Raw genomic sequence first — 25013 nt, forward strand, 5'->3', positions numbered from 1 at the left:
CGATTTTCTACGTTGCATAAATTGCAATGTGACGTTGTGAATATATCAATTTCCGCAATAAATTTCCTGTTGTAATGTGGATTCAATCTCGCAAATACAAATCTGCGAACCGAATAATAAGCACCACAACACAACATCACGGAGTACACCATCATGGCTAACTACTTTAATACACTGAACCTGCGCCAGCAGCTGGCACAGCTGGGTAAATGTCGCTTTATGGGTCGCGACGAATTCGCCGATGGTGCGAGCTACCTTCAGGGTAAAAAAGTGGTCATCGTCGGCTGTGGCGCCCAGGGTCTGAACCAGGGCCTGAACATGCGTGACTCCGGTCTGGATATCTCCTACGCACTGCGTAAAGAAGCGATTGCTGAGAAGCGCGCTTCCTGGCGTAAAGCGACCGAAAACGGCTTCAAAGTGGGTACCTACGAAGAGCTGATCCCGCAGGCTGATCTGGTGGTTAACCTGACTCCGGACAAGCAGCACTCCGACGTTGTGCGTTCTGTACAGCCGCTGATGAAAGACGGCGCAGCGCTGGGTTACTCCCACGGCTTCAATATCGTGGAAGTGGGCGAGCAGATCCGTAAAGACATCACCGTTGTGATGGTGGCACCGAAGTGCCCGGGTACTGAAGTTCGTGAAGAGTACAAACGTGGTTTCGGCGTACCTACGCTGATCGCCGTTCACCCGGAAAACGATCCGAAAGGCGAAGGTATGGCGATTGCTAAAGCCTGGGCTGCGGCTACTGGCGGTCACCGTGCGGGTGTGCTGGAGTCCTCCTTCGTTGCGGAAGTGAAATCTGATCTGATGGGTGAGCAGACTATCCTGTGCGGTATGCTGCAGGCCGGTTCTCTGCTGTGCTTCGATAAGCTGGTGGAAGAGGGTACTGACCCGGCATATGCTGAAAAACTGATTCAGTTCGGCTGGGAAACCATCACCGAAGCGCTGAAGCAGGGCGGCATCACTCTGATGATGGACCGTCTGTCTAACCCGGCGAAACTGCGTGCTTACGCGCTGTCCGAACAGCTGAAAGAGATCATGGCGCCGCTGTTCCAGAAACACATGGATGACATCATCTCCGGTGAATTCTCTTCCGGCATGATGGCTGACTGGGCTAACGACGATAAGAAACTGCTGACCTGGCGCGAAGAGACCGGCAAAACCGCGTTCGAAACCGCTGCCCAGTTCGACGGTAAAATCGGCGAGCAGGAATACTTTGATAAAGGCGTTCTGATGATTGCGATGGTGAAAGCGGGCGTTGAGCTGGCGTTCGAAACCATGGTGGATTCCGGCATCATCGAAGAATCCGCTTACTACGAATCACTGCACGAACTGCCGCTGATCGCCAACACCATTGCCCGTAAGCGTCTGTACGAAATGAACGTGGTTATCTCTGATACCGCAGAATACGGCAACTACCTGTTCTCTTACGCTTGCGTACCGCTGCTGAAAGAGTTCATGACCACCCTGCAGACCGGCGACCTGGGCAAAGCGATTGCTGAAGGCGCGGTAGACAACGCGCAGCTGCGTGACGTGAACGATGCGATTCGCGGCCATGCTATCGAGAAAGTGGGCCAGAAACTGCGTGGCTACATGACCGATATGAAGCGCATTGCGGTCGCAGGATAATTCCTCATAGAGGAATGGCATATCAACAGCGCTTCGTAGGCCGGATAAGCGAAGCGCTATCCGGCAAAAAAAGCCCGGTGTTTAAACACCGGGCTTTCTATTAGTTACGGTACAGCACTTTAATGATGTGGTAACCGAACTGAGTGTGCAGCGGGCCGGTTGGCTCCAGCACAGGGCAGGAAAAGACCACTTTATCGAACGCCGGAACCATCTGGCCCTGACGGAATTCGCCTAAATCACCGCCGCGTTTACCTGATGGGCAGATGGAGTGTTTCTTCGCCAGTTTGCCGAAGTCGGCGCCGTTTTTAATCTGTTCCAGAAGATCCAGTGCCAGTTTCTCTTCTTTAACAAGGATATGCACTGCTGCTGCTGTTTTTGCCATGATCGTGCCTTCAAAAGGGGGTCTGTAAGGCTCGCGATTTTAGCATGGCTTACCGTCGATACAGCACTTTGATGATGTGGTAGCCAAATTTGGTTTTTACAGGCCCGTAAGGTTTAAGCAGTGGGCAGCTAAACACAGCGGCATCAAATGGTCCCACCATCATCCCCTGTTTGAACTCGCCCAGATCGCCTCCGTTGCGCCCAGAGGGGCAGCGAGAATAGCGTTTTGCCAAATGATCGAAGCTAATACCGCGATCCAGCTTGCTCAGGATCTCCAGAGCTAATTTCTCTTCTTTTACCAGGATATGTAGGGCTGCCGCGCTCTTAGCCATTATTTTGTTCTCATGTCTCAAAGATGTCCCATTACTTTATCACCCGTCTTAGTCGTGGACATATACTCTTCGCCATCGCGGGACAGATGTCTCGCCTGATGTATGGAAACGGGAGATGAGCGACATTTTCTCTGCCGCATTCCCTTTTGCCGGGGACCTCCGTCCTGTCCCTACAGCCATGGAGCGAGATATCATGGATACAATGAAAAAAACTGAATTTTCAGTCGGATGGCTTACCGGGCTGGGTGATATTGTTCGCGATCCACAGCTCTATGAATTATTGAAATATTGCCCTCTGGACATCATGCAGCGCTGGCGTTTTGAAGAGATCCAACGCGGTGCCTTTATCTGTCGGCAGGGGGAAATATGTCAGCGTTTTTCGCTGATTATTGCCGGTGAAGTCGATGTTTTCTATGAGGCTGAAGATGGACGTCGTTATCGTCAAGCCCGCTACCGGAAAGGCGATATGCTGGGCGAACTCGAGATTTTTGAGTCGCGCCATTACATCTGTTCGGTAGTGGCGGTAGGACATGTGCAGCTTCTGAGCTTATCGCAGGAATACTTCAGCCGCTGGCTGGCGTTAGATAACCATTTTAACCAGCGGATGCTGCGCTTCTTTAGTCAGCAATATTACCAGCTGTCGAAAAAGGCCAGCAGCGACAATCTTTACTCGCTGTATCAGCGAGTGTGCCAGGCGTTATGGCTGCGTTATCAACAAGATGGAACGAATGAAATTTTGCTGGATAAGCTAAACCTCAGTCAGGAACTGGCGGCGACGACACGCAGTATTAACCGTATTTTACATGACCTGAAAGCGTTACAGATTATTGATACCGATGGTGAAAGCATTGTGTTGTTAGTCCCTGAAAAGTTAAAGCAGGAGGCTGATATCGGATAACCGTAAGAGTGAAGGAGGCGCGAGAATGTCGCTGCAACCCCATATCCAGTTAAGCAAGGAGATGACAGGCGCACGCTATGCGCTACTTCCGGGTGACCCGCTGCGGGTCGATCGCATCGCCAATTTTCTTGATAACCCAGAATCGCTTGGTCAAAACCGTGAGTTTCGCGCCGCGCGAGGTTGGTATCAGGGGATCGAGATTTTAGTGCTCTCTACCGGAATCGGTGGACCGTCTACGGCTATTGCCATTGAAGAACTTCGTCAAATCGGTGTAAAGACCCTGATTCGTATCGGCAGCTGCGGGGCATTGCAGGATAATCTTGCGCTTGGTGACGTGATTATCGCCCATGCCGCGGTAACGGATGACGGGACCAGCCGTACCTATGCGCCTGCGGGCTATCCGGCCTGCGCCGACCCGCAGTTAACCTGGGAACTGATGGCGCAGGCGCGGCAGATGAATATTCCCGCCACATGTGGCCTGGTGCGCAGCCACGATAGTTTTTATACCGACCGGGAAGTGGAACTGGATGCGCAGTGGTCGGCACTCGGCGTTCTGGGTGCGGATATGGAAAGTGCCGCTTTGATGACCATCGGTGCGCTGCGCGGGTTACGTACGGCGTCATTACTCAATGTGGTGGTTGCCCACAACGGTTGTCTGGATAGCAGTATCAATGATTATGTCCAGCAGGAAACGTTGTGCCAACAGGGCGAAGAACGGCAAATTACCCTGGCGCTACGCGCCATTCATTCCGATAGTCAGCAAGGAGGTCAGTGATGGACTTTTTTAGCATTAACAATGTAATGGTCAACATTCCTCTCGGCGAAGGCGGCTATGCACTATCTTGGATTGAAGCCATTGGTACCGTATTTGGTCTGTTATGTATCTGGTGTGCCAGCCGGGAAAAAATCATCAATTACCTGTTTGGCCTGATTAACGTCACGCTGTTTGCAGCAATCTTTTTCCAGATTCAGCTCTATGCCAGCTTGTTGCTACAGGTGTTTTTCTTCGCCGCTAACATTTACGGTTGGTATGCGTGGAGCCGGCAAAATGAGGCGCAGGAAGCAGCGCTCAAAGTACGTTGGCTTTCCCGTCAGCAAACCCTGGTACTGGGCGGCGTTTGCGCGGTGGCGATAGTTTTGATGACGCTGTTTATCGATCCGGTGTTTGCAGCGCTTACCCGCATTATGATTGCACTGCTACAAATGATAGGTATACCGGTCGCGATGCCTGACCTTCAGCCCGATGCCTTCCCGTTCTGGGATTCCACCATGCTGGTGTTGTCGATTGCTGCCATGATTCTGATGACGCGTAAATATGTCGAAAACTGGCTGCTGTGGGTGCTCATCGACGTGATTAGTGTGGTTATTTACGCGGTGCAGGGCGTCTACGCCATGTCGCTCGAATATGTCCTGCTGACGGCAATCGCGGTGATGGGATCCTACAGCTGGATCAAGAGCGCACAGCGCAACGGTTACACACCGCTTGCCGCGACGGTTTCCTGATTGACCCGATTTTCTGGCTACTCACAGGGGTAGCCAGATACTCTTTTTCTCCCTCTTTCTGCTACAATCCACCTCCCCCGTGTTTACAGATTGAGCAATCCTTTATGCGTTTGAACCCCGGACAACAACAAGCCGTCGAATTCGTCACCGGACCTTGCCTGGTGCTGGCGGGAGCGGGTTCCGGCAAGACGCGTGTTATCACCAACAAAATAGCCCATCTGATCCGTGAATGTGGCTATCAGGCACGACATATTGCGGCAGTGACCTTTACCAATAAGGCTGCGCGCGAGATGAAAGAGCGCGTGGCGCAAACGCTGGGGCGTAAAGAAGCACGCGGGTTGATGATCTCCACTTTCCACACACTGGGACTGGATGTCATTAAGCGCGAATACGCGGCGCTGGGGATGAAGTCGAACTTCTCGCTGTTTGATGATACCGACCAGGTGGCCCTGCTTAAGGAACTGACCGAAGGGCTAATTGAAGACGATAAGCTTATTCTTCAGCAGCTGATCTCGACGATCTCCAACTGGAAAAACGATCTGATGACGCCAGCGCAGGCGGCAGCCAGCGCAAAGGGCGAGCGCGATCGTATTTTTGCCCACTGCTATGTTCTGTATGACGCGCATATGAAGGCGTGTAACGTCCTCGATTTTGACGATCTGATCCTGCGGCCTACTCTGCTGCTACAGCGCAATGAAGAAGTACGTGAGCGCTGGCAAAACAGAATCCGCTACCTGCTGGTGGATGAATATCAGGATACCAACACCAGCCAGTACGAGCTGGTGAAGTTGCTGGTAGGGAAACGTGCGCGCTTTACCGTCGTGGGCGATGATGATCAGTCGATCTACTCCTGGCGCGGCGCCCGTCCGCAGAACCTGGTACTGTTGAGCAAAGATTTTCCGGCTTTGCAGGTGGTTAAGCTGGAGCAAAACTACCGTTCATCAGGTCGCATCCTGAAAGCGGCGAACATCCTCATTGCGAACAATCCACACGTCTTTGAAAAGCGGCTCTTTTCCGAGTTGGGTTACGGTGCTGAGCTGAAGGTGCTGAGCGCAAATAATGAAGAGCATGAAGCCGAACGTGTGACCGGGGAATTAATTGCCCATCACTTTGTGAACAAGACGCAATATAAAGACTACGCCATCCTTTATCGCGGCAACCATCAGTCGCGCGTGTTCGAAAAGTTTCTGATGCAGAACCGTATCCCGTACAAAATTTCCGGCGGAACGTCGTTCTTCTCGCGTCCGGAGATTAAAGATCTGCTGGCCTACCTGCGCGTGCTGAGCAACCCGGATGACGACAGCGCATTTTTGCGCATCGTAAACACGCCAAAGCGTGAAATCGGTCCAGCCACGCTGCAAAAGTTGGGTGAATGGGCGATGACGCGTAATAAAAGCCTGTTTACCGCCAGCTTTGATATGGGGCTTAGCCAGACACTGACCGGGCGCGGGTATGACTCTCTGACCCGCTTTACGCACTGGCTGGGTGAAATTCAGCGCCTGGCGGAGCGCGAACCGGTTGCCGCTGTGCGCGATCTTATTCACGGTATTGATTACGAATCCTGGCTGTATGAAACCTCGCCGAGCCCGAAAGCGGCTGAAATGCGTATGAAAAACGTCAATACGCTGTTCAGCTGGATGACGGAGATGCTGGAAGGCAGTGAGCTGGAAGAGCCAATGACCCTGACCCAGGTCGTTACCCGCTTTACCCTGCGCGACATGATGGAGCGTGGAGAGAGTGAAGAAGAGCTGGATCAGGTGCAGTTGATGACGCTGCATGCCTCAAAAGGGCTGGAGTTCCCTTACGTGTTTATGGTGGGAATGGAAGAAGGATTTTTGCCGCACCAGAGCAGTATCGATGAAGACAATATCGACGAAGAACGTCGTCTGGCTTACGTAGGGATTACGCGTGCACAGAAAGAACTCATCTTCACGCTGTGTAAAGAGCGTCGTCAGTACGGTGAGCTGGTGCGTCCGGAACCGAGTCGTTTCCTGCTGGAGCTGCCACAGGATGACGTTATCTGGGAACAAGAGCGTAAAGTGGTGAGCGCTGAGGAGCGGATGCAAAAAGGGCAGGCAAGCATCGCTAATATTCGGGCAATGATGGCGAAAGCCAAAGCAAAGTAGGTATTTTGTAGGCCGGATACGTGTAAGCGCTATCCGGCAACCAACATCTAATGAACGTCCAGCGGCCAGTGGACATAGCTTTGCCACTGACTTTCCTGATCGATTAACTCTTTACCCAGCGGATGATGTTCCAGCCAGCCTTCTGGTAGCGTGACCGTCAGGTGCTCGTTTCTTGCATCCATTTGAATTTCCGGCACAAGATCGTCACGGCGACGGCTGGCGAAGATGATCGCCAAACGTAGCAAACGGCAAAGATGCTCCGCGATGCGCGGTGGCACTGCGTTTTGCTGGTGGAGCGAAGAGAGATCGACGGGATTGGTCTGGTTGAGTAACAGCGTTGCTAGCAGTTTCTTTTGCGCAGGGGTAAAACCCGGGAGATCGAGATTGCGCACCAGATAAGCGGCATGCTGTGGTGCCTGTTTAAAATCAACGCTTAGGCCAATTTCATGCAGCTGACAGGCACTAATCAGTAGTTCGCGGCTAATCGGTTCAAGATGCCACTTTTTTTCTACCTGATCGAGAAATTTAGTCGCTAAATTAGCAACGCGATGTGCTTGCTCTGTATCGACCATAAAGCGACGCTGGATATTGCGTAATGTGCGGCTACGAATATCCTGATCCACCGCCAGGTGCAGCATGCCGTAGACCAGACCTTCACGTAATGCGCCGCCGGCCAGGGTCATGCATTGAATGTTCAGTTCGGTGAAAATAGCAATCAGAATGGCCAGCCCGCTGGGGAATACCAGCGCACGTTCCAGCGTTAACCCTTCGATTTCCAGCTCTTCCAGACGACCGCAGTGAATGGCGCGCTGCTTAAGCTGCTGCAGTTTGGCCAACGTAATGCGCTCATCCATACCCTGCGCCATCATGATTTCCTGCAACGCCTGGACGGTACCAGAGGCACCAACGCAAACTTTCCAGCCATGAAAACGCAGTTTGTCGGCGACCGGGCGCAGAACTTCACGTGCGGCCTTCTCTGCCTCGTCAAAGTTTTCCTGTGCCAGATTACGATCGGTAAAATAGCGTTCGAGCCAGGTGACGCAGCCCATCGACAGGCTGAACAGAGAGGTGGTTTGTGCGCCGGATCCGGTGACTAATTCAGTGCTGGCGCCACCAATATCCACAACCAGACGCTGATCGGCACCGCCGGTTGTGTGGGCCACACCTTGATAAATCAGTCGCGCTTCTTCTTCACCGCTAATCACCTGGACAGGGCAGCCAAGGATCTCTTGCGCTTTGGCAATAAACACATCGGCATTTACGGCGATGCGTAATGTTGCCGTGGCGACCACCCGGATTTGTGGATGCGGAATATCCTGCAGACGTTCAGCAAACAGGCGCAAACATTGCCAGCCGCGCTCCATCGCTTCAACAGAGAGCTCGTTGTCACCGTTGAGTCCAGCGGCCAGACGCACTTTGCGTTTGATACGCGTGAGCGTCTGGATGCTTCCTGCCACCTCGCGTACAACCAGCATATGAAAACTATTCGAGCCGAGATCGATTGCTGCATACAGCGAAGTAGAATTCATACACTTCATCCTTCAACCTGTATCTGTGTTGGCTGCGTTCTCTCACCCGAATCACTTACTAAAGTAAGCTCATCGGGATTCGTTTTCTTGCCGCCTTGATACAGGCTGAATGATTTTGTGTATGGCATAACTTTTCTTAACCTGAACGACGACGATTACGCGGAGCACCACCGGTACGGCGTGGGCCATTGCCTGTACGCGGGCGCGTTAAGCGCAACGGCTTCGGCAGATCGGTCATCAGCGCATCCGGGTTATATTTGCTGACCGGAATCGAGTGGCCGATATAGGTCTCGATTGCAGGTAAATTCAGCGCGTACTCTTCACAGGCCAGGCTGATAGAGTGACCGCTTGCGCCAGCACGTCCGGTACGACCGATTCGGTGAACGTAATCTTCACAGTCATCCGGCAGGTCATAGTTAAATACGTGCGTTACTGCTGGGATATGCAGGCCACGCGCAGCGACATCCGTCGCAACGAGAATGTCGAGATCGCCACGGGTGAACTCATCAAGAATACGCAGACGTTTTTTCTGTGCTACGTCACCGGTCAGCAGACCGACGCGATGACCGTCCGCAGCAAGGCTGCCCCAGATATCTTCACAACGATGCTTGGTGTTAGCAAAAACAATGGCGCGATCTGGCCACTCTTCTTCAATCAGCGTTTGCAGCAAACGCATTTTCTCTTCGTTGGAAGGGTAGAAGAGCTCTTCTTTAATGCGGTGGCCAGTTTTCTGTTCCGGTTCGACTTCAACGTACTCAGCGTTATTCATCTGTTCGAACGCCAGTTCGCGAACGCGGTAAGAGAGGGTTGCAGAAAACAGCATGTTCAGACGTTGGGTGGTTGGCGGCATACGACGGAACAGCCAACGGATATCTTTAATAAAGCCCAGATCGTACATACGATCGGCTTCATCCAGCACCACGACCTGAATCGCGCCCAGATTAATGTGGTTCTGTTTTGCATAGTCGATGAGACGACCGGTCGTGCCGATAAGAATATCGACGCCGCTTTCCAGCACTTTCAGCTGTTTATCGTAACCGTCGCCGCCATACGCCAGGCCTAATTTCAGACCAGTGGTCTGTGCCAGCGGCTCGGCATCGGCGTGGATCTGCACGGCTAACTCACGCGTTGGCGCCATAATTAACGCACGCGGTTGGTTCACCTTGCGATCGGCAATCGCGGGATGAGAGAGAAGATAATGAAACGTTGACGTCAGGAACGCCATCGTTTTTCCGGTACCGGTTTGCGCCTGCCCGGCAACATCACGACCAGCCAGCGTTAGCGGCAGCGCGAGGGCCTGAATGGGCGTACAGTTATGAAAGCCTTTATTTTCAAGGGCTTCTATCACCTTTGGGTGCAGGGCGAAGTCGGAAAACTTCTGTTCTGTTAAATGTGTTTTGCTCATAGTGTGGTAGAATATCAGCTTACTATTGCTTTACGAAAGCGTATCCGGTGAAATAAAGTCAACCTTTAGTTGGTTAATGCTACATCAACACGTCGTTGATTAATGCTACACCAATGCACCAGGCTTATTCCTGTGGAGTTATTATGAGCGATAAAATTATTCACCTGACTGACGACAGTTTTGACACGGATGTACTCAAAGCGGACGGAGCAATCCTCGTTGATTTCTGGGCAGAGTGGTGCGGTCCGTGCAAAATGATCGCTCCGATTCTGGATGAAATCGCTGACGAATATCAGGGCAAACTGACGGTTGCTAAACTGAACATTGACCAAAACCCAGGCACCGCGCCGAAGTATGGTATCCGTGGCATCCCGACCCTGCTGCTGTTTAAAAACGGCGAAGTTGCGGCGACGAAAGTCGGCGCGCTGTCCAAAGGTCAGTTGAAAGAATTCCTCGACGCTAATTTAGCGTAAGGAAGTCTCATGATCGGGCGACCCTACTTCGAAATGATTCGGATGACTGGACGCCCGACTTGAGTCGTGCTAAGTTAGTGTTGACTTCGTATTAAACATACCTTATTAAGTTTGAATCTAGTTATATCCAATACTTCCCGTTGTTTCTCGCGCGAGAAGTGGACAGATTCCTGGCTTGTCACTCAATCCGTCTTGTCGTTTCAGTTCTGCGTACTTTCCTGTGACCAGACAGCGAACAGACATGAGTTGATGGCCGTAAACAGGCATGGATGACCCTGCCATACCATTCACAACATTAAGTTCGAGATTTACCCCAAGTTTAAGAACTCACACCATTATGAATCTTACCGAATTAAAGAATACGCCGGTTTCTGAGCTGATCACTCTCGGCGAAAATATGGGCCTTGAAAACCTGGCTCGTATGCGCAAGCAGGACATTATTTTTGCCATCCTGAAGCAGCACGCAAAGAGTGGCGAAGATATCTTTGGTGACGGTGTGCTGGAGATATTGCAGGATGGATTTGGTTTCCTCCGCTCTGCAGACAGCTCCTACCTCGCCGGTCCTGATGACATCTACGTTTCTCCCAGCCAAATCCGCCGTTTCAACCTCCGCACTGGTGATACCATTTCTGGTAAGATTCGCCCGCCGAAAGAAGGTGAACGCTACTTTGCGCTGTTGAAAGTTAACGAAGTTAACTACGACAAACCAGAAAACGCCCGTAACAAAATCCTCTTTGAGAACTTAACGCCTCTGCACGCAAACTCTCGTCTGCGTATGGAACGTGGTAACGGTTCTACTGAAGACTTAACGGCGCGTGTACTGGATCTGGCATCGCCGATCGGTCGTGGCCAACGTGGTCTGATTGTTGCTCCGCCGAAAGCGGGTAAAACCATGCTGCTGCAGAACATCGCGCAGAGCATTGCATACAATCATCCTGACTGCGTGCTGATGGTGCTGCTGATTGACGAACGTCCGGAAGAAGTTACCGAGATGCAGCGTCTGGTGAAAGGTGAAGTGGTTGCCTCTACCTTTGACGAACCAGCCTCCCGCCACGTTCAGGTTGCGGAAATGGTTATCGAGAAGGCGAAACGTCTGGTTGAACACAAGAAAGACGTTATCATTCTGCTTGACTCCATCACCCGTCTGGCGCGTGCATATAACACCGTGGTTCCGGCTTCCGGTAAAGTACTGACCGGTGGTGTGGACGCCAACGCCCTGCATCGTCCTAAGCGTTTCTTTGGTGCTGCACGTAACGTGGAAGAGGGCGGTAGCCTGACCATCATCGCGACTGCGCTGATTGATACCGGCTCTAAAATGGATGAAGTTATCTACGAAGAGTTTAAAGGTACCGGCAACATGGAACTGCATCTCTCTCGTAAGATTGCTGAAAAACGCGTCTTCCCGGCTATCGACTACAACCGTTCCGGTACCCGTAAAGAAGAGCTGCTCACTACCCAGGAAGAGCTGCAGAAAATGTGGATCCTGCGCAAAATCATCCATCCGATGGGTGAAATCGATGCAATGGAATTCCTCATTAACAAACTGGCGATGACCAAGACCAACGACGATTTCTTCGATATGATGAAGCGTTCCTGATTCGGGCATCATCTGAAAACGCCACGTTTTTACGTGGCGTTTTGCTTTTACGATTCATCCTAATGTTTGGTCAGATAAAATTGTCATTATTATCGGCGTCATGGATTGTCACAATGAGTGGCATGACCGACAAGAGGTAGGAAGTGTAATGTTTTAGCTGCTCTCTTCAAGGGGGCGTCTTAACGCATTATACTTTAAGGAAATGATATATGCTGAGAACACATACACTGTGAATCTACTCGCTGCTTTCTCTGAGCTAGTTAGTATTTTTTTATTCACAACCATTTTTATTTTTTTGGCACGAAAAGTAGCCATAAAAATAGGTTTAGTGGATAAGCCAAACTTCCGCAAACGTCACCAAGGGATTATTCCGTTAGTGGGCGGGATTTCTGTGTTTGCAGGAATCAATTTCATGTTTGGCCTTTCGGATTATTACATTCCCCATGCCTCGTTATACCTCTTCTGTGCAGGTGTGCTGGTGTTTGTTGGTGCGCTTGACGATCGTTTTGACATCAGCGTAAAAGTACGAGCAGTTGTTCAGGCGGTGATTGCTATTTTGATGATGGTAAAAGGTGAGCTTTATCTAAGTAGCCTGGGATATATTTTTGGCCCGTGGGAGTTGTTGTTGGGTCCCTTTGGTTATTTTCTCACCCTTTTTGCCGTCTGGGCGGCGATTAACGCCTTTAATATGGTGGATGGCATTGATGGCTTGTTAGGCGGGCTATCCAGCGTCTCATTCGCAGCGATGGGGTTTATCCTGTGGTTCGATGGTCAGACAAGCCTGGCTATCTGGTGTTTTGCCATGATTGCCGCCATCCTGCCTTACATCATGCTGAACCTGGGTATTCTTGGACGCCGCTATAAGGTCTTTATGGGCGATGCGGGGAGTACGCTGATTGGCTTTACGGTAATCTGGATCCTGCTGGAGACCACTCAAGGTAAAACGCATCCTATTAGCCCGGTCACTGCACTGTGGATTATCGCCATTCCGTTAATGGATATGGTGGCGATCATGTATCGTCGTTTACGTAAAGGCATGAGTCCTTTCTCTGCCGATCGCCAGCATATTCATCATTTAGTGATGCGCGCCGGGTTTACTTCCCGACAGGCATTTGTTCTGATCACGTTGGCTGCAGCGATTCTGGCCTCTATCGGTGCACTGGCTGAATATTTTCGTTTAGTTCCTGAATGGGCCATGTTGGTGCTCTTTTTACTGGCATTCGGTCTTTACGGTTACTGTATTAAGCGGGCATGGAAGGTCGCGAGATTTATTAAGCGTGTTAAGCGCAGGCTACGAAGGCACCGCGAAGGCAAACCAAACTTAACCAAGTGAATTGAGGATGCGATGACACAACCATTACCGGGGGAACACGCCGTGAGCGCAGAAAATGAACTGGATATCCGTGGGTTGTTTCGTGCCTTATGGGCAGGGAAAGTGTGGATTGTCGGCATGGCTCTCGCCTTCGCGATAGTCGCTCTCGCGTATACGTTTTTTGCTCGTCAGGAGTGGAGTGCAACGGCGATTTCAGACAGGCCAACGGTCAATATGTTGGGCGGCTATTATTCTCAGCAGCAGTTCTTGCGTAACCTGGACATCAAGGCCAGTCTTGCATCTGCGGATCAACCGTCAGTGATGGATGAAGCCTATAAAGAATTTATTATGCAGCTTGCCTCATGGGATACGCGCCGTGAATTCTGGCTGCAGACTGATTACTACAAGCAACGTATGGTGGGTAACAGTAAAGCCGATGCGGCGATGCTGGATGAACTGATCAATAACATTCAGTTTATGCCCGGCGATGCGGTTCGTAATACCAATGACAGCGTGAAACTGATTGCCGAGACGGCACCTGATGCCAACAATCTGCTGCGACAGTACGTCGCGTTTGCCAGTCAGCGTGCAGCGCGTCATCTGAACGACGAGTTAAAGGGAGCCTGGGCTGCGCGCACCGTGCAGATGAAAGCACAGGTTAAACGCCAGGAAGAAGTGGCGAAATCGATTTTCTCTCGCCGTGTTCATAATATTGAGCAGGCACTCAAAATTGCTGAACAGCATAATATTTCGCGTACTTCCACTGACGTTCCGGCTGAAGAGTTGCCCGATTCAGAACTGTTTTTGCTCGGACGTCCTATGCTGCAGGCGCGACTCGAAAACCTGCAATCTGTTGGTCCCGATTTCGATCTGGACTACTTCCAAAACCGAGCCATGCTTAACACACTGAACGTTGGGCCAACTCTGGATCCGCGTTTTCAGACCTATCGTTATTTGCGTACACCGGAGGAACCGGTAAAACGTGACAGCCCTCGTCGTGCCTTCCTGATGATTATGTGGGGCATCGTTGGGGCTCTGATCGGTGCTGGTGTCGCGTTAACCCGTCGCCGCACGATTTAGCAATATCGTTGCAGTGAGGGGCTGGGCTCTCACTGCCAATCCGAAGAGAATCGATGTGAAAGTACTGACTGTATTTGGCACGCGACCAGAGGCCATAAAAATGGCACCTCTGGTTCATGCGCTGGCAAAAGATCCTGATTTTGAGGCAAAAGTTTGCGTCACGGCACAGCATCGGGAGATGCTCGATCAGGTGTTGAACCTTTTTTCCATTGTACCTGACTACGATCTCAATATTATGCAGCCAGGTCAGGGACTAACAGAAATTACCTGCCGAATCCTTGAAGGATTAAAGCCTATTCTGGCTGATTTTAAACCCGACGTTGTGTTGGTTCACGGCGATACCACGACCACCATTGCCACTAGCCTGGCCGCGTTCTATCAACGCATTCCGGTAGGGCATGTGGAGGCGGGTTTACGTACAGGCGATCTCTACTCTCCCTGGCCGGAAGAGGCGAACCGTACGCTGACCGGGCATCTGGCGATGTATCATTTTGCGCCAACAGAAAACTCGCGCCAAAACCTGCTACGGGAAAACATTTCTGATAGCCGTATCTTCGTAACAGGTAATACGGTTATTGATGCGTTGATCTGGGTTCGTGACCGTGTACTGGGAAACGAGGTGCTGCGTACCGATCTGGCAGAACGTTATCCTTTCCTGGCCGCTGATAAAAAAATGATTCTGGTGACCGGTCATCGTCGGGAAAGCTTTGGTCGCGGTTTTGAACGCATTTGCCACGCGCTGGCGGAAATTGCCGCGGCCAATCAGAACGTACAGATTGTCTATCCAGTGCACCTGAATCCTAACGTCAGCGAACCGGTTAATCGTATTCTGGGTCACGTTGAAAACGTCATCCTGATTGAACCGCAGGATTACATGCCGTTTGTCTGGCTGATGAATCACGCCTGGCTGATCCTTACCGACTCTGGTGGGATTCAGGAAGAAGCCCCATCTCTGGGGAAACCGGTACTGGTGATGCGCGAAACGACGGAACGTCCGGAAGCGATTACTGCGGGCACAGTACGTCTGGTAGGGACAGACCCGCAGCGTATTGTCGAAGAAGTCACGCGTTTGCTGCATGACGACAATGAATATCAGACCATGAGCCGCGCCCATAATCCGTATGGTGACGGGCAGGCATGTGGCCGCATTTTACACGCGTTAAAAAATAATCGGATATCGCTATGAGTTTTACGACCATTTCTGTCATTGGGCTGGGTTATATCGGACTGCCGACGGCGGCTGCCTTTGCTTCCCGTCAAAAGCATGTGATTGGCGTAGATGTAAATCAACACGCGGTGGATACCATTAATCGCGGTGAAATTCATATCGTTGAGCCAGATTTGGGCGCCGTGGTGAAAACGGCGGTCGCAAATGGATTTCTGTGTGCGACCACAACCCCTGTAGATGCGGATGCCTATCTGATTGCTGTGCCTACTCCGTTTAAGGGGGAGCACGAACCCGATATGGTTTATGTGGAAGCTGCGGCGAAGTCTCTTGCGCCGGTGCTGAAAAAAGGCGCGTTGGTGATCCTTGAATCGACGTCGCCTGTCGGGGCTACCGAACAGATGGCCACATGGCTGGCTGAAATGCGTCCTGATCTGACTTTCCCACAGCAAGTCGGTGAACACGCGGACGTTAACATTGCTTATTGCCCAGAGCGAGTGCTGCCGGGCCAGGTGATGGTTGAACTGATTAAAAACGACCGCGTGATTGGGGGAATGACCTCCGTCTGTTCCGCGCGTGCTAGCGAACTGTACAACATTTTCCTGGAGGGCGAATGTGTCGTGACCAACGCCCGTACGGCGGAAATGTGCAAACTGACTGAAAATAGCTTCCGCGACGTCAATATCGCTTTCGCCAATGAGTTGTCGCTGATTTGCGCCGATCAGGGGATCAACGTCTGGGAACTGATTCGACTGGCAAATCGCCATCCGCGCGTGAATATTTTACAACCGGGTCCGGGGGTTGGCGGGCACTGTATCGCGGTTGATCCGTGGTTTATCGTGGCGCAGAACCCGCAGCAGGCGAAATTGATTCGCACCGCGCGTGAGGTAAACGACGGTAAACCTCATTGGGTGGTTGATCAGGTAAAAGCTGCCGTGGCCGACTGTCTGGCGGATACCAATAAACGGGCCAGCGAAGTGAAAATTGCCTGTTTTGGTCTGGCATTTAAACCGAATATTGATGACTTACGTGAAAGCCCGGCGATGGGAATTGCGCAAAGCATCGCGCATTGGCACAAAGGGGAAACATTGGTGGTGGAACCGAACATCCATCAACTGCCGAAAAAACTGGACGGTCTGTGCCAACTGGCAGCGCTGGACGATGCCCTGGCTAGCGCCGATGTGCTGGTCTTGCTGGTCGACCATAATGAATTTAAAGCCATTAAAGGCGATGCGGTTCACCAGCAATATATCGTTGATACCAAAGGGGTCTGGCGCTAATGAAACGAATTCTGGTTACCGGTGGAGCGGGATTCATCGGCTCGGCGGTTGTACGGCATATCATTCAGGAGACTCAGGATGCGGCAATTGTGGTCGATAAGCTGACCTATGCCGGAAACCTGATGTCGCTGGAGCCGGTTGCACAGAATCCTCGTTTTACCTTTGAGAAAGTCGATATCTGCGATCGAGCTTCGCTCGACAGGGTGTTTCAACACTATCAGCCGGACTGCGTGATGCATCTGGCGGCAGAAAGCCACGTCGATCGCTCAATTGATGGTCCGGCCGCCTTTATCGAAACTAACATCGTGGGAACCTACACGCTGTTGGAAGCGGCGCGCGCTTACTGGAGTGATTTAACCAGCGAGAAAAAATCAGCGTTTCGTTTCCACCATATCTCGACTGACGAGGTGTATGGCGACCTGCATTCTACGGATGATTTCTTCACTGAAACCACACCGTATGCACCGAGCAGCCCTTATTCCGCGTCGAAAGCCAGCAGCGATCATCTGGTTCGCGCCTGGCTGCGTACCTACGGTCTGCCAACGCTGATAACCAACTGTTCTAACAACTATGGTCCGTACCATTTCCCGGAAAAACTGATTCCGCTGATGATCCTCAACGCATTGGCGGGGAAGCCGTTGCCGGTTTACGGCAATGGGCAACAGATCCGTGATTGGTTGTATGTAGAAGATCACGCCAGGGCGCTCTATTGTGTGGCGACAACGGGCGCGGTGGGAGAAACCTATAATATCGGTGGCCATAACGAGCGTAAAAACCTGGAAGTTGTCGAAACGGTTTGCAGCCTGTTGGAAGAGCTGGCACCGCAAAAGCCGCAGGGTATCGCGCAGTACCGCGACTTGATCGCTTTTGTGGACGATCGCCCGGGTCATGATTTGCGTTATGCCATTGACGCGTCGAAAATTGCGCGTGAACTAGGCTGGATGCCGCAAGAAACGTTTGAAAGCGGAATGCGCAAAACCGTGCAGTGGTATCTGGCTAATCAGGCATGGTGGAAACCCGTGCAGGACGGCAGTTACCAGGGCGAACGTTTAGGTCTGAAGGGCTAACAGCCTGGTTTTGGCTCCCGGAGGAGACAACGCATGAAAGGTATCATTCTGGCGGGTGGCTCAGGTACTCGCCTGTATCCCATTACGCGTGGCGTATCGAAGCAGCTATTGCCTATATACGATAAGCCGATGATTTACTACCCGTTATCAGTATTGATGCTGGCGGGAATTCGCGAAATCCTGATTATCACTACACCGGAAGATAAAGGCTATTTCCAGCGCTTACTGGGCGATGGATCTGAGTTCGGCATTGAATTGCACTATGCTGAGCAACCCAGTCCGGATGGATTAGCACAGGCGTTTATCATTGGTGAAACGTTCCTTAACGGTGAACCATCATGTCTGGTGTTAGGAGACAATATCTTCTTTGGTCAGGGATTCAGTCCAAAACTGCGTCACGTAGCCGCCAGAACGCAAGGCGCGACGGTGTTTGGTTACCAGGTGATGGATCCTGAACGTTTTGGTGTCGTGGAGTTTGACGACAATTTTCGAGCTATTTCGCTGGAAGAGAAGCCGAAAGCACCAAAATCCAACTGGGCAGTGACTGGTCTCTATTTCTATGACAGCAAGGTGGTGGAATATGCAAAACGCGTAAAACCTTCTGAGCGTGGGGAGCTGGAGATTACGTCTATCAACCAGATGTATCTTGATGACGGACATCTGACGGTAGAATTGCTCGGGCGTGGCTTTGCCTGGCTGGATACCGGTACGCACGACAGTCTTATCGAAGCGAGTACTTTTGTGCAGACGGTGGAAAAACGCCAGGGCTTTAAAATAGCCTGTCTGGAAGAAATCGCCTGGCGTAACGGTTGGCTGGATGACGAAGGCGTGAAGCGTGCTGCCAGTTCACTGGCCAAAACGGGTTATGGTCAATACCTGCTGGAGCTGCTCCGTGCTCGTCCGCGCCAGTATTGAGCCGCTTAGCTGGGAAAATACGTTCTTTGGCGTGAATAGCGCCATTGTGCGTTTTGACCAACACGCGCCGGTTCTGACTGCGGATGTGTTGCAGCCCTGGTCGCGGGTACAGGCAAAAATTCCTGCCGCCAATACCCATGAATTAGATGCCCTGCAACAGTTGGGCTTCTCACTGGTTGAAGGTGAAGTGGATTTTGTGCTGCCGGTGATGTGTGCGCATGGCGACCCCGGTGCGCAGGTAGCACAAACTACGGATATCCCGGCATTACGCCAACTGGCAGGACAGGCGTTCGCGCAAAGTCGTTTTCGCGCCCCATGGTATGCAGCAGATGCCAGCACGCGTTTTTATGCGCAGTGGATTGAAAACGCGGTGCTGGGGACGTTCGATCATCAATGCCTCGTTTTTCGTACACCGGCAGGTGATATTCGTGGCTATGTCTCGCTGCGTGAACTGAATGCGACCGATGCGCGAATTGGCCTGCTGGCCGGGCGTGGGGCGGGAGCAGAACTGATGCAGGCTGCCCTTTGCTGGGCGCAGGCTCGCGGTAAAACAACATTGCGCGTGGCGACCCAAATGGGCAATACCGCCGCGCTTAAACGTTATATACACAGTGGTGCGAATGTGGAAAGCACCGCGTATTGGTTATACAGGTGACACGATGATTCCATTTAACGCACCGCCGGTGGTGGGCACTGAACTCGATTACATGCAGTCTGCGATGAACAGCGGCAAACTGTGTGGCGACGGTGGTTTTACCCGTCGCTGCCAACAGTGGCTGGAACAGCATTTTGGCAGCGAGAAAGTATTGCTGACGCCTTCCTGCACCGCATCGCTTGAGATGGCGGCATTGCTGCTGGATATCCAGCCTGGCGATGAAGTCATTATGCCGAGCTATACGTTTGTCTCCACGGCCAATGCTTTCGTGCTGCGCGGCGCGAAAATTGTCTTTGTTGATATCCGGCCGGATACCATGAACATTGACGAAACGCTGATTGAAGCGGCGATCACCGACAAGACCCGCGCTATCGTTCCGGTGCATTACGCGGGCGTAGCCTGTGAAATGGATACCATCATGGCGCTGGCGACCAAACATAACCTGTTTGTCGTGGAAGATGCGGCCCAGGGCGTCATGTCGACTTACAAAGGTCGTGCGCTGGGGACGATTGGTCACATCGGTTGCTTTAGCTTCCATGAGACCAAAAACTATACCGCAGGCGGTGAAGGTGGTGCGACGCTGATTAATGATAAAAAATTAGTGGAACGTGCAGAGATCATCCGTGAAAAAGGAACTAACCGCAGCCAGTTTTTCCGCGGTCAGGTGGATAAGTATACCTGGCGTGATATTGGCTCCAGCTATCTGATGTCCGATCTGCAGGCTGCCTATCTGTGGGCACAACTGGAAGCGGCTGACCGTATTAACCAGCAGCGTCTGGCGCTGTGGCAGAACTACTATGATGCTCTCGAACCGCTGGCGCGTGCCGGACGCATTGATCTGCCTTCTGTCCCGGAAAACTGCGTGCAGAATGCCCATATGTTTTATATCAAGCTGCGCGATATCGACGATCGCACGGCGTTGATTAACTTCTTGAAAGAAGCTGAAATTATGGCGGTGTTCCACTATATCCCGCTACATGATTGTCCGGCTGGCGATAAATTCGGCGTATTTGCCGGTGTTGATCGTTTCACCACTAAAGAGAGCGAGCGTCTGCTGCGCTTGCCGCTGTTTTACAACCTGTCGCCAGTAAACCAGCGAACGGTCATTTCGACCTTACTCAACTACTTCGCCTGATATGTCGCTTGCTAAAGCGTCCTTATGGACGGCAGCCAGTACGCTGGTAAAAATTGGTGCAGGTTTGCTGGTCGTGAAGCTGCTGGCGGTGTCGTTTGGCCCGGCAGGCGTGGGGCAGGCGGGTAACTTCCGCCAGATGGTCACCGTGCTTGGTGTTCTGGCGGGGGCCGGCATTTTCAACGGCGTCACGAAATATGTTGCGCAGCACCATGACGATCCGACCCGGCTCCGTAAGGTAGTCGGTACATCTTCCGCGATGGTGCTGGGATTCTCTACGCTGATGGCGGTGATTTTTCTGCTGGCGGCCGCGCCAATCAGTCAGGGATTGTTTGGCCATACTCATTATCAGGGGCTGGTAAGACTGGTTGCGCTGGTGCAAATGGGTATTGCCTGGGCGAACCTGCTGCTGGCGTTGATGAAGGGCTTTCGCGATGCGGCGGGTAACGCGCTGTCGCTGATTGTGGGTAGCCTGGTGGGCGTAGTGGCTTATTATGGCTGTTATCGCCTGGGAGGGTATGAAGGCGCTTTGCTGGGTCTGGCGTTAGTGCCCGCGTTGGTCGTTATCCCCGCCGCTATTATGCTGATTAAGCGTGGGGCGATTCCCCTGCATTACCTGAAACCCTCGTGGGATAACGGTCTGGCTGGACAGCTAAGCAAGTTTACCCTGATGGCGCTGATTACCTCCGTAACGCTGCCTGTGGCATACGTGATGATGCGAAACCTGCTGGCGGCGCAGTACAGTTGGGGTGATGTAGGGATTTGGCAGGGAGTAAGCAGTATCTCTGATGCTTATCTGCAATTCATTACCGCCTCATTCAGCGTTTACTTGCTTCCGACGTTGTCGCGACTGACCGAAAAGCGCGACATTACGCGCGAGGTGGTTAAGTCGCTGAAGTTCGTGTTACCGGCGGTTGCCGCTGCGAGCTTTACTGTTTGGTTGCTGCGTGATTTTGCGATCTGGCTGCTTTTCTCTGCAAAATTCACCGCCATGCGCGATCTGTTTGCCTGGCAACTGGTCGGCGATGTACTGAAAGTTGGAGCGTATGTCTTTGGGTATCTGGTGATCGCGAAAGCATCGCTGCGGTTTTATATTTTGGCTGAAATTAGCCAGTTCATGTTATTGACGGTGTTTGCTCACTGGCTGATCCCTGCACACGGTGCGCTGGGTGCGGCACAGGCTTATATGGCAACGTACATCGTCTATTTTTCTCTTTGTTGTGGCGTGTTTTTACTCTGGCGTAGGCGGGCATGACTGTACTGATTCACGTTCTGGGATCGGATATCCCTCACCATAACCAAACCGTGCTGCGGTTTTTCAACGACTCGCTGGCCGCGACGAGCGAGCATGCGCGCACGTTTATGGTTGCCGGTCAGGATGCGGGACTCAGTGAGAGCTGCCCGGCGTTATCGCTAAGCTTCTACAGCGGGAAAAAGGCGCTTGCTGACGCTGTGATCGCGAAAGCAAAAGCGGATCGCCAACAGCGTTTCTTCTTCCACGGTCAGTTCAACACCAGCCTGTGGCTGGCGCTGCTGAGTGGCGGGATTAAACCGGCGCAGTTTTACTGGCATATCTGGGGCGCTGATTTATACGAAGTCTCCAGTGGGCTGAAATTCCGCCTGTTTTACCCGATTCGCCGCATGGCGCAGAATCGTGTGGGCTGCGTGTTTGCCACACGGGGCGATTTACGTTATTTCGCCGAGCAACATCCCCGTGTGCGGGGTGAGTTGCTCTATTTCCCAACGCGAATGGATCCGTCACTCAATAACATGAGCAATGATTGCCAGCGCAGCGGCAAGATGACGGTGCTGGTTGGCAACTCTGGCGATCGCAGCAATGAGCATGTTGCCGCGCTTCGCGCCGTCCATCAGCAGTTTGGCGACACGGTGAATGTGATTGTGCCGATGGGTTATCCCGCCAATAATGCGGCCTATATCGACGAGGTTCGCCAGGCCGGCCTGGCGTTATTTAGCGCTGATAATCTGCAAATTTTGAGTGAAAAGCTGGAATTTGACGCTTATCTCGCGTTATTGCGTCAATGCGATTTGGGTTACTTTATTTTTGCCCGTCAACAGGGAATCGGTACCCTGTGTTTGCTGATCCAGGCGGGTATCCCATGCGTGCTCAACCGTGAAAATCCCTTCTGGCAGGATATGGTGGAACAAAATCTTCCGGTGTTATTTACCACTGATGATCTCAATGAAGGCGTTGTACGCGAAGCGCAGCGCCAGTTGGCATCGGTAGATAAAAATACTATTACCTTCTTTAGCCCGAATTATCTGCAGCCGTGGCACAACGCGCTGCGCATTGCTTCAGGAGAAACCGTATGAGCCTGATGCAATTCAGCGGTCTTCTGGTGGTCTGGCTGCTCTCCACCTTGTTTATCGCCACGCTGACCTGGTTTGAGTTCCGCCGCGTGCGTTTTAACTTCAATGTTTTCTTCTCATTGTTGTTCTTGCTGACGTTCTTCTTCGGATTCCCGTTAACCAGCATCCTGGTGTTCCGCTTTGATGTGGCAGTGGCTCCGCCGGAGATCCTGCTACAGGCCTTGCTGTCAGCCGCCTGTTTCTATGCCGTCTACTACGTGACGTATAAAACGCGCTTGCGCAAACGAGTAGATGATAAGCCGCGCAGGCCGCTGTTTACCATCAATCGCGTTGAAGCCCATTTGACCTGGGTTATCCTGATGGCGATTGCGTTGGTGAGCGTGGGCATCTTCTTTATGCACAACGGATTCCTGCTGTTCAGACTGCAATCCTATAGCCAGATTTTTTCCAGTGAAGTCTCAGGCGTCGCTCTGAAGCGTTTCTTCTACTTCTTCATTCCGGCAATGCTGGTGGTTTATTTCTTGCGTCAGGACAGCAAAGCGTGGGTGTTCTTCCTGGTGAGTACCGTCGCGTTTGGTTTGCTGACGTATATGATTGTGGGTGGGACGCGTGCCAATATCATTATCGCGTTTGCCATCTTCTTGTTTATCGGCATTATTCGCGGCTGGATTTCGCTGTGGATGTTGGCCGCTGCAGGCGTGTTGGGCATTGTCGGGATGTTCTGGCTGGCGTTGAAGCGCTACGGAATGAGCGTTAGCGGCGATGAGGCGTTCTATACGTTCCTGTACCTTACGCGCGACACCTTCTCACCGTGGGAGAACCTGGCGCTGTTGCTGCAGAATTACCACAATATTGAGTTCCAGGGGCTGGCGCCGATCGTCCGTGACTTCTACGTCTTTATTCCCTCCTGGCTGTGGCCTGGGCGGCCGAGTATTGTACTCAACTCAGCGAACTACTTTACCTGGGAAGTGTTGAACAACCACTCAGGACTGGCGATTTCGCCGACGTTAATTGGTTCACTGGTGGTGATGGGCGGGGCGCTGTTTATACCATTAGGCGCGATTGTTGTTGGGCTCATCATCAAGTGGTTCGACTGGCTGTATGAGCTAGGTAACCGAGAAACCAATCGCTATAAGGCGGCGATTTTGCACAGTTTCTGTTTTGGCGCCATTTTCAATATGATCGTGTTGGCACGTGAAGGGCTGGATTCGTTTGTCTCACGAGTGGTCTTTTTCCTCGTGATTTTCGGCGTTTGCCTACTGGTGGCAAAATTGTTGTTCTGGCTGTTTGATAGCGCGGGACTCATTCATAAACGAATCAAATCGCTGCCCCGGACACAGATTGAAGGATCGTAATGACAGATAACACAACTGCGCCGCTGTATTCGCTGCGCGGATTACAACTGATTGGCTGGCGCGATATGCAACATGCGCTGAATTACCTGTTTGCCGAAGGACACCTCAGGTCAGGAACGCTGGTGGCTATTAACGCTGAGAAGATGCTGACAGCAGAAGATAACCCTGAAGTGAGGGAGCTGATCAACGCCGCGGAGTTCAAGTATGCGGATGGGATTAGCGTGGTGCGTTCGGTGCGCAAAAAATTCCCACAGGCGCAGGTTTCACGCGTGGCCGGAGCTGACCTTTGGGAAGCGCTGATGGCGCGAGCTGGGCAAAACGGAACGCCAGTTTTCCTGGTTGGCGGCAAGCCTGAAGTTCTGGCACAAACAGAAGCAAAACTACGTGCACAGTGGCGCGTGAACATTGTGGGTAGTCAGGACGGTTATTTTACCCCAGAGCAGCGTCAGGCGTTGTTTGAGCGTATTCACGCCAGCGGTGCGCAAATTGTGACGGTGGCGATGGGCTCGCCAAAACAAGAGATCTTTATGCGTGATTGCCGCAAGACTCACCCCGACGCGCTGTATATGGGCGTCGGGGGCACCTACGACGTCTTTACCGGTCACGTTAAGCGTGCGCCTAAAATCTGGCAAAATCTGGGGCTGGAGTGGCTGTATCGCTTATTGTCGCAGCCGAGCCGTATTACTCGACAACTTCGCTTATTACGCTATCTCCGCTGGCACTATACCGGCAACCTCTGACGCCCTCTCTCCTCTGATAAGTAGCGTGATCTGCTAATTACGCTACTTATTCACAACATAATCGCTGCTTTATCGCACAATCTATTCATTTTTTGAATGCTTTAATTGCCA

The 25013-nt window shown here is 52.0% G+C and carries 24 protein-coding genes; 20 read left to right on the forward strand and 4 right to left on the reverse strand.

The window, feature by feature from the left end; all coding sequences use genetic code 11:
• Positions 1 to 153 precede the first annotated feature (153 nt).
• Positions 154 to 1629, forward strand: a complete 1476-nt coding sequence (ilvC, locus tag OGY04_RS01790) for a ketol-acid reductoisomerase (protein ID WP_003829020.1) — start codon at positions 154 to 156, stop codon at positions 1627 to 1629.
• Positions 1630 to 1729: 100 nt separating this feature from the next.
• Here ilvC and ppiC (OGY04_RS01795) read toward each other — a convergent pair whose 3' ends face one another.
• Positions 1730 to 2011, reverse strand: a complete 282-nt coding sequence (ppiC, locus tag OGY04_RS01795) for a peptidylprolyl isomerase PpiC (RefSeq protein ID WP_003017999.1) — start codon at positions 2009 to 2011, stop codon at positions 1730 to 1732.
• A 49-nt stretch (positions 2012 to 2060) separates the two neighbouring features.
• Positions 2061 to 2342 (reverse strand): peptidylprolyl isomerase PpiC, encoded by a 282-nt coding sequence (ppiC, locus tag OGY04_RS01800; protein WP_038634595.1) that lies wholly within the window; start codon positions 2340 to 2342, stop codon positions 2061 to 2063.
• Between the two features lie 193 nt (positions 2343 to 2535).
• On the opposite strand from ppiC (OGY04_RS01800), the gene OGY04_RS01805 reads away from it, so the two are divergent.
• The 4 genes from OGY04_RS01805 to rep all read left to right on the forward strand — a co-directional run bounded on the left by OGY04_RS01805 (position 2536) and on the right by rep (position 6869).
• Entirely contained in the window at positions 2536 to 3240 is a 705-nt protein-coding gene (locus tag OGY04_RS01805; protein WP_071446079.1) for a Crp/Fnr family transcriptional regulator, read from the forward strand.
• A gap of 25 nt (positions 3241 to 3265) precedes the next feature.
• Complete coding sequence (locus OGY04_RS01810; RefSeq protein ID WP_286584667.1) at positions 3266 to 4015, forward strand: nucleoside phosphorylase; 750 nt, start codon at positions 3266 to 3268, stop codon at positions 4013 to 4015.
• On the forward strand, positions 4015 to 4743 hold the full coding sequence (gene pnuC / locus OGY04_RS01815) for a nicotinamide riboside transporter PnuC (protein ID WP_048237106.1): 729 nt from the start codon (positions 4015 to 4017) through the stop codon (positions 4741 to 4743). Before OGY04_RS01810 ends, pnuC begins: the two co-directional genes overlap by 1 nt.
• 104 nt (positions 4744 to 4847) lie before the next feature.
• Positions 4848 to 6869, forward strand: a complete 2022-nt coding sequence (gene rep / locus OGY04_RS01820) for a DNA helicase Rep (protein WP_286584668.1) — start codon at positions 4848 to 4850, stop codon at positions 6867 to 6869.
• A 47-nt stretch (positions 6870 to 6916) separates the two neighbouring features.
• Here rep and gppA read toward each other — a convergent pair whose 3' ends face one another.
• Positions 6917 to 8398 carry a guanosine-5'-triphosphate,3'-diphosphate diphosphatase gene (gene gppA, locus OGY04_RS01825; protein ID WP_003829016.1) on the reverse strand — a complete coding sequence of 494 codons (1482 nt, stop codon included), beginning with the start codon at positions 8396 to 8398 and terminating at the stop codon, positions 6917 to 6919.
• A gap of 136 nt (positions 8399 to 8534) precedes the next feature.
• Positions 8535 to 9803, reverse strand: coding sequence for an ATP-dependent RNA helicase RhlB (gene rhlB / locus OGY04_RS01830; protein ID WP_003829013.1), 1269 nt, complete (start codon positions 9801 to 9803; stop codon positions 8535 to 8537).
• Positions 9804 to 9946: 143 nt separating this feature from the next.
• Between rhlB and trxA the strand changes: the two genes are divergently transcribed.
• The 15 genes from trxA to wecG all read left to right on the forward strand — a co-directional run bounded on the left by trxA (position 9947) and on the right by wecG (position 24902).
• The gene (gene trxA, locus OGY04_RS01835) at positions 9947 to 10276 is read left to right on the forward strand and encodes a thioredoxin TrxA (protein ID WP_001280776.1); all 330 of its coding nucleotides are present in this window, start codon (positions 9947 to 9949) and stop codon (positions 10274 to 10276) included.
• A 130-nt stretch (positions 10277 to 10406) separates the two neighbouring features.
• Positions 10407 to 10526: a rho operon leader peptide gene (locus OGY04_RS01840; RefSeq protein WP_049259789.1), complete on the forward strand. Its 120-nt coding sequence runs from the start codon at positions 10407 to 10409 to the stop codon at positions 10524 to 10526.
• An 87-nt stretch (positions 10527 to 10613) separates the two neighbouring features.
• Positions 10614 to 11873: a transcription termination factor Rho gene (rho, locus tag OGY04_RS01845; RefSeq protein WP_002437993.1), complete on the forward strand. Its 1260-nt coding sequence runs from the start codon at positions 10614 to 10616 to the stop codon at positions 11871 to 11873.
• A 202-nt stretch (positions 11874 to 12075) separates the two neighbouring features.
• Entirely contained in the window at positions 12076 to 13206 is a 1131-nt protein-coding gene (gene wecA / locus OGY04_RS01850) for a UDP-N-acetylglucosamine--undecaprenyl-phosphate N-acetylglucosaminephosphotransferase (protein WP_267966254.1), read from the forward strand.
• Positions 13207 to 13218: 12 nt separating this feature from the next.
• A complete protein-coding gene (wzzE, locus tag OGY04_RS01855) occupies positions 13219 to 14265 on the forward strand; it encodes an ECA polysaccharide chain length modulation protein (RefSeq protein ID WP_071446068.1) in 1047 nt (348 codons plus the stop codon).
• A gap of 55 nt (positions 14266 to 14320) precedes the next feature.
• On the forward strand, positions 14321 to 15451 hold the full coding sequence (gene wecB, locus OGY04_RS01860) for a non-hydrolyzing UDP-N-acetylglucosamine 2-epimerase (protein WP_071446066.1): 1131 nt from the start codon (positions 14321 to 14323) through the stop codon (positions 15449 to 15451).
• Positions 15448 to 16710, forward strand: coding sequence for a UDP-N-acetyl-D-mannosamine dehydrogenase (gene wecC, locus OGY04_RS01865; RefSeq protein WP_286584670.1), 1263 nt, complete (start codon positions 15448 to 15450; stop codon positions 16708 to 16710). Before wecB ends, wecC begins: the two co-directional genes overlap by 4 nt.
• Positions 16710 to 17777: a dTDP-glucose 4,6-dehydratase gene (rffG, locus tag OGY04_RS01870; protein WP_032945684.1), complete on the forward strand. Its 1068-nt coding sequence runs from the start codon at positions 16710 to 16712 to the stop codon at positions 17775 to 17777. The genes wecC and rffG overlap by 1 nt, the downstream gene beginning before the upstream one ends.
• A 33-nt stretch (positions 17778 to 17810) precedes the next feature.
• The gene (rfbA, locus tag OGY04_RS01875; RefSeq protein ID WP_032945685.1) at positions 17811 to 18692 is read left to right on the forward strand and encodes a glucose-1-phosphate thymidylyltransferase RfbA; all 882 of its coding nucleotides are present in this window, start codon (positions 17811 to 17813) and stop codon (positions 18690 to 18692) included.
• The gene (rffC, locus tag OGY04_RS01880; protein ID WP_032945688.1) at positions 18670 to 19347 is read left to right on the forward strand and encodes a dTDP-4-amino-4,6-dideoxy-D-galactose acyltransferase; all 678 of its coding nucleotides are present in this window, start codon (positions 18670 to 18672) and stop codon (positions 19345 to 19347) included. The genes rfbA and rffC overlap by 23 nt, the downstream gene beginning before the upstream one ends.
• A 4-nt stretch (positions 19348 to 19351) precedes the next feature.
• A complete protein-coding gene (rffA, locus tag OGY04_RS01885; RefSeq protein ID WP_032945690.1) occupies positions 19352 to 20482 on the forward strand; it encodes a dTDP-4-amino-4,6-dideoxygalactose transaminase in 1131 nt (376 codons plus the stop codon).
• A gap of 1 nt (position 20483) precedes the next feature.
• Positions 20484 to 21734, forward strand: coding sequence for a lipid III flippase WzxE (gene wzxE / locus OGY04_RS01890; RefSeq protein ID WP_286584671.1), 1251 nt, complete (start codon positions 20484 to 20486; stop codon positions 21732 to 21734).
• Entirely contained in the window at positions 21731 to 22810 is a 1080-nt protein-coding gene (locus OGY04_RS01895) for a TDP-N-acetylfucosamine:lipid II N-acetylfucosaminyltransferase (RefSeq protein WP_057067468.1), read from the forward strand. Before wzxE ends, OGY04_RS01895 begins: the two co-directional genes overlap by 4 nt.
• Positions 22807 to 24162: an ECA oligosaccharide polymerase gene (wzyE, locus tag OGY04_RS01900; protein ID WP_020996101.1), complete on the forward strand. Its 1356-nt coding sequence runs from the start codon at positions 22807 to 22809 to the stop codon at positions 24160 to 24162. The genes OGY04_RS01895 and wzyE overlap by 4 nt, the downstream gene beginning before the upstream one ends.
• Positions 24162 to 24902 (forward strand): lipopolysaccharide N-acetylmannosaminouronosyltransferase, encoded by a 741-nt coding sequence (wecG, locus tag OGY04_RS01905; RefSeq protein ID WP_003017964.1) that lies wholly within the window; start codon positions 24162 to 24164, stop codon positions 24900 to 24902. Before wzyE ends, wecG begins: the two co-directional genes overlap by 1 nt.
• The last annotated feature ends 111 nt before the right edge of the window (positions 24903 to 25013 follow it).

The sequence above is a fragment of the Citrobacter sp. Cpo091 genome, assembly GCF_030332645.1.
Taxonomy (GTDB): domain Bacteria; phylum Pseudomonadota; class Gammaproteobacteria; order Enterobacterales; family Enterobacteriaceae; genus Citrobacter; species Citrobacter portucalensis.

What these genes read in the sequence shown, in the direction of transcription:
- ilvC (WP_003829020.1), top strand. Translation starts at nt 154, where the DNA reads ATGGCTAACTACTTTAATACACTGAACCTGCGCCAGCAGCTGGCACAG.
- ppiC (WP_003017999.1), bottom strand. Translation starts at nt 2,011, where the DNA reads ATGGCAAAAACAGCAGCAGCAGTGCATATCCTTGTTAAAGAAGAGAAA.
- ppiC (WP_038634595.1), bottom strand. Translation starts at nt 2,342, where the DNA reads ATGGCTAAGAGCGCGGCAGCCCTACATATCCTGGTAAAAGAAGAGAAA.
- OGY04_RS01805 (WP_071446079.1), top strand. Translation starts at nt 2,536, where the DNA reads ATGGATACAATGAAAAAAACTGAATTTTCAGTCGGATGGCTTACCGGG.
- OGY04_RS01810 (WP_286584667.1), top strand. Translation starts at nt 3,266, where the DNA reads ATGTCGCTGCAACCCCATATCCAGTTAAGCAAGGAGATGACAGGCGCA.
- pnuC (WP_048237106.1), top strand. Translation starts at nt 4,015, where the DNA reads ATGGACTTTTTTAGCATTAACAATGTAATGGTCAACATTCCTCTCGGC.
- rep (WP_286584668.1), top strand. Translation starts at nt 4,848, where the DNA reads ATGCGTTTGAACCCCGGACAACAACAAGCCGTCGAATTCGTCACCGGA.
- gppA (WP_003829016.1), bottom strand. Translation starts at nt 8,398, where the DNA reads ATGAATTCTACTTCGCTGTATGCAGCAATCGATCTCGGCTCGAATAGT.
- rhlB (WP_003829013.1), bottom strand. Translation starts at nt 9,803, where the DNA reads ATGAGCAAAACACATTTAACAGAACAGAAGTTTTCCGACTTCGCCCTG.
- trxA (WP_001280776.1), top strand. Translation starts at nt 9,947, where the DNA reads ATGAGCGATAAAATTATTCACCTGACTGACGACAGTTTTGACACGGAT.
- rho (WP_002437993.1), top strand. Translation starts at nt 10,614, where the DNA reads ATGAATCTTACCGAATTAAAGAATACGCCGGTTTCTGAGCTGATCACT.
- wecA (WP_267966254.1), top strand. Translation starts at nt 12,076, where the DNA reads ATGATATATGCTGAGAACACATACACTGTGAATCTACTCGCTGCTTTC.
- wzzE (WP_071446068.1), top strand. Translation starts at nt 13,219, where the DNA reads ATGACACAACCATTACCGGGGGAACACGCCGTGAGCGCAGAAAATGAA.
- wecC (WP_286584670.1), top strand. Translation starts at nt 15,448, where the DNA reads ATGAGTTTTACGACCATTTCTGTCATTGGGCTGGGTTATATCGGACTG.
- rffG (WP_032945684.1), top strand. Translation starts at nt 16,710, where the DNA reads ATGAAACGAATTCTGGTTACCGGTGGAGCGGGATTCATCGGCTCGGCG.
- rfbA (WP_032945685.1), top strand. Translation starts at nt 17,811, where the DNA reads ATGAAAGGTATCATTCTGGCGGGTGGCTCAGGTACTCGCCTGTATCCC.
- rffA (WP_032945690.1), top strand. Translation starts at nt 19,352, where the DNA reads ATGATTCCATTTAACGCACCGCCGGTGGTGGGCACTGAACTCGATTAC.
- wzxE (WP_286584671.1), top strand. Translation starts at nt 20,484, where the DNA reads ATGTCGCTTGCTAAAGCGTCCTTATGGACGGCAGCCAGTACGCTGGTA.
- OGY04_RS01895 (WP_057067468.1), top strand. Translation starts at nt 21,731, where the DNA reads ATGACTGTACTGATTCACGTTCTGGGATCGGATATCCCTCACCATAAC.
- wzyE (WP_020996101.1), top strand. Translation starts at nt 22,807, where the DNA reads ATGAGCCTGATGCAATTCAGCGGTCTTCTGGTGGTCTGGCTGCTCTCC.
- wecG (WP_003017964.1), top strand. Translation starts at nt 24,162, where the DNA reads ATGACAGATAACACAACTGCGCCGCTGTATTCGCTGCGCGGATTACAA.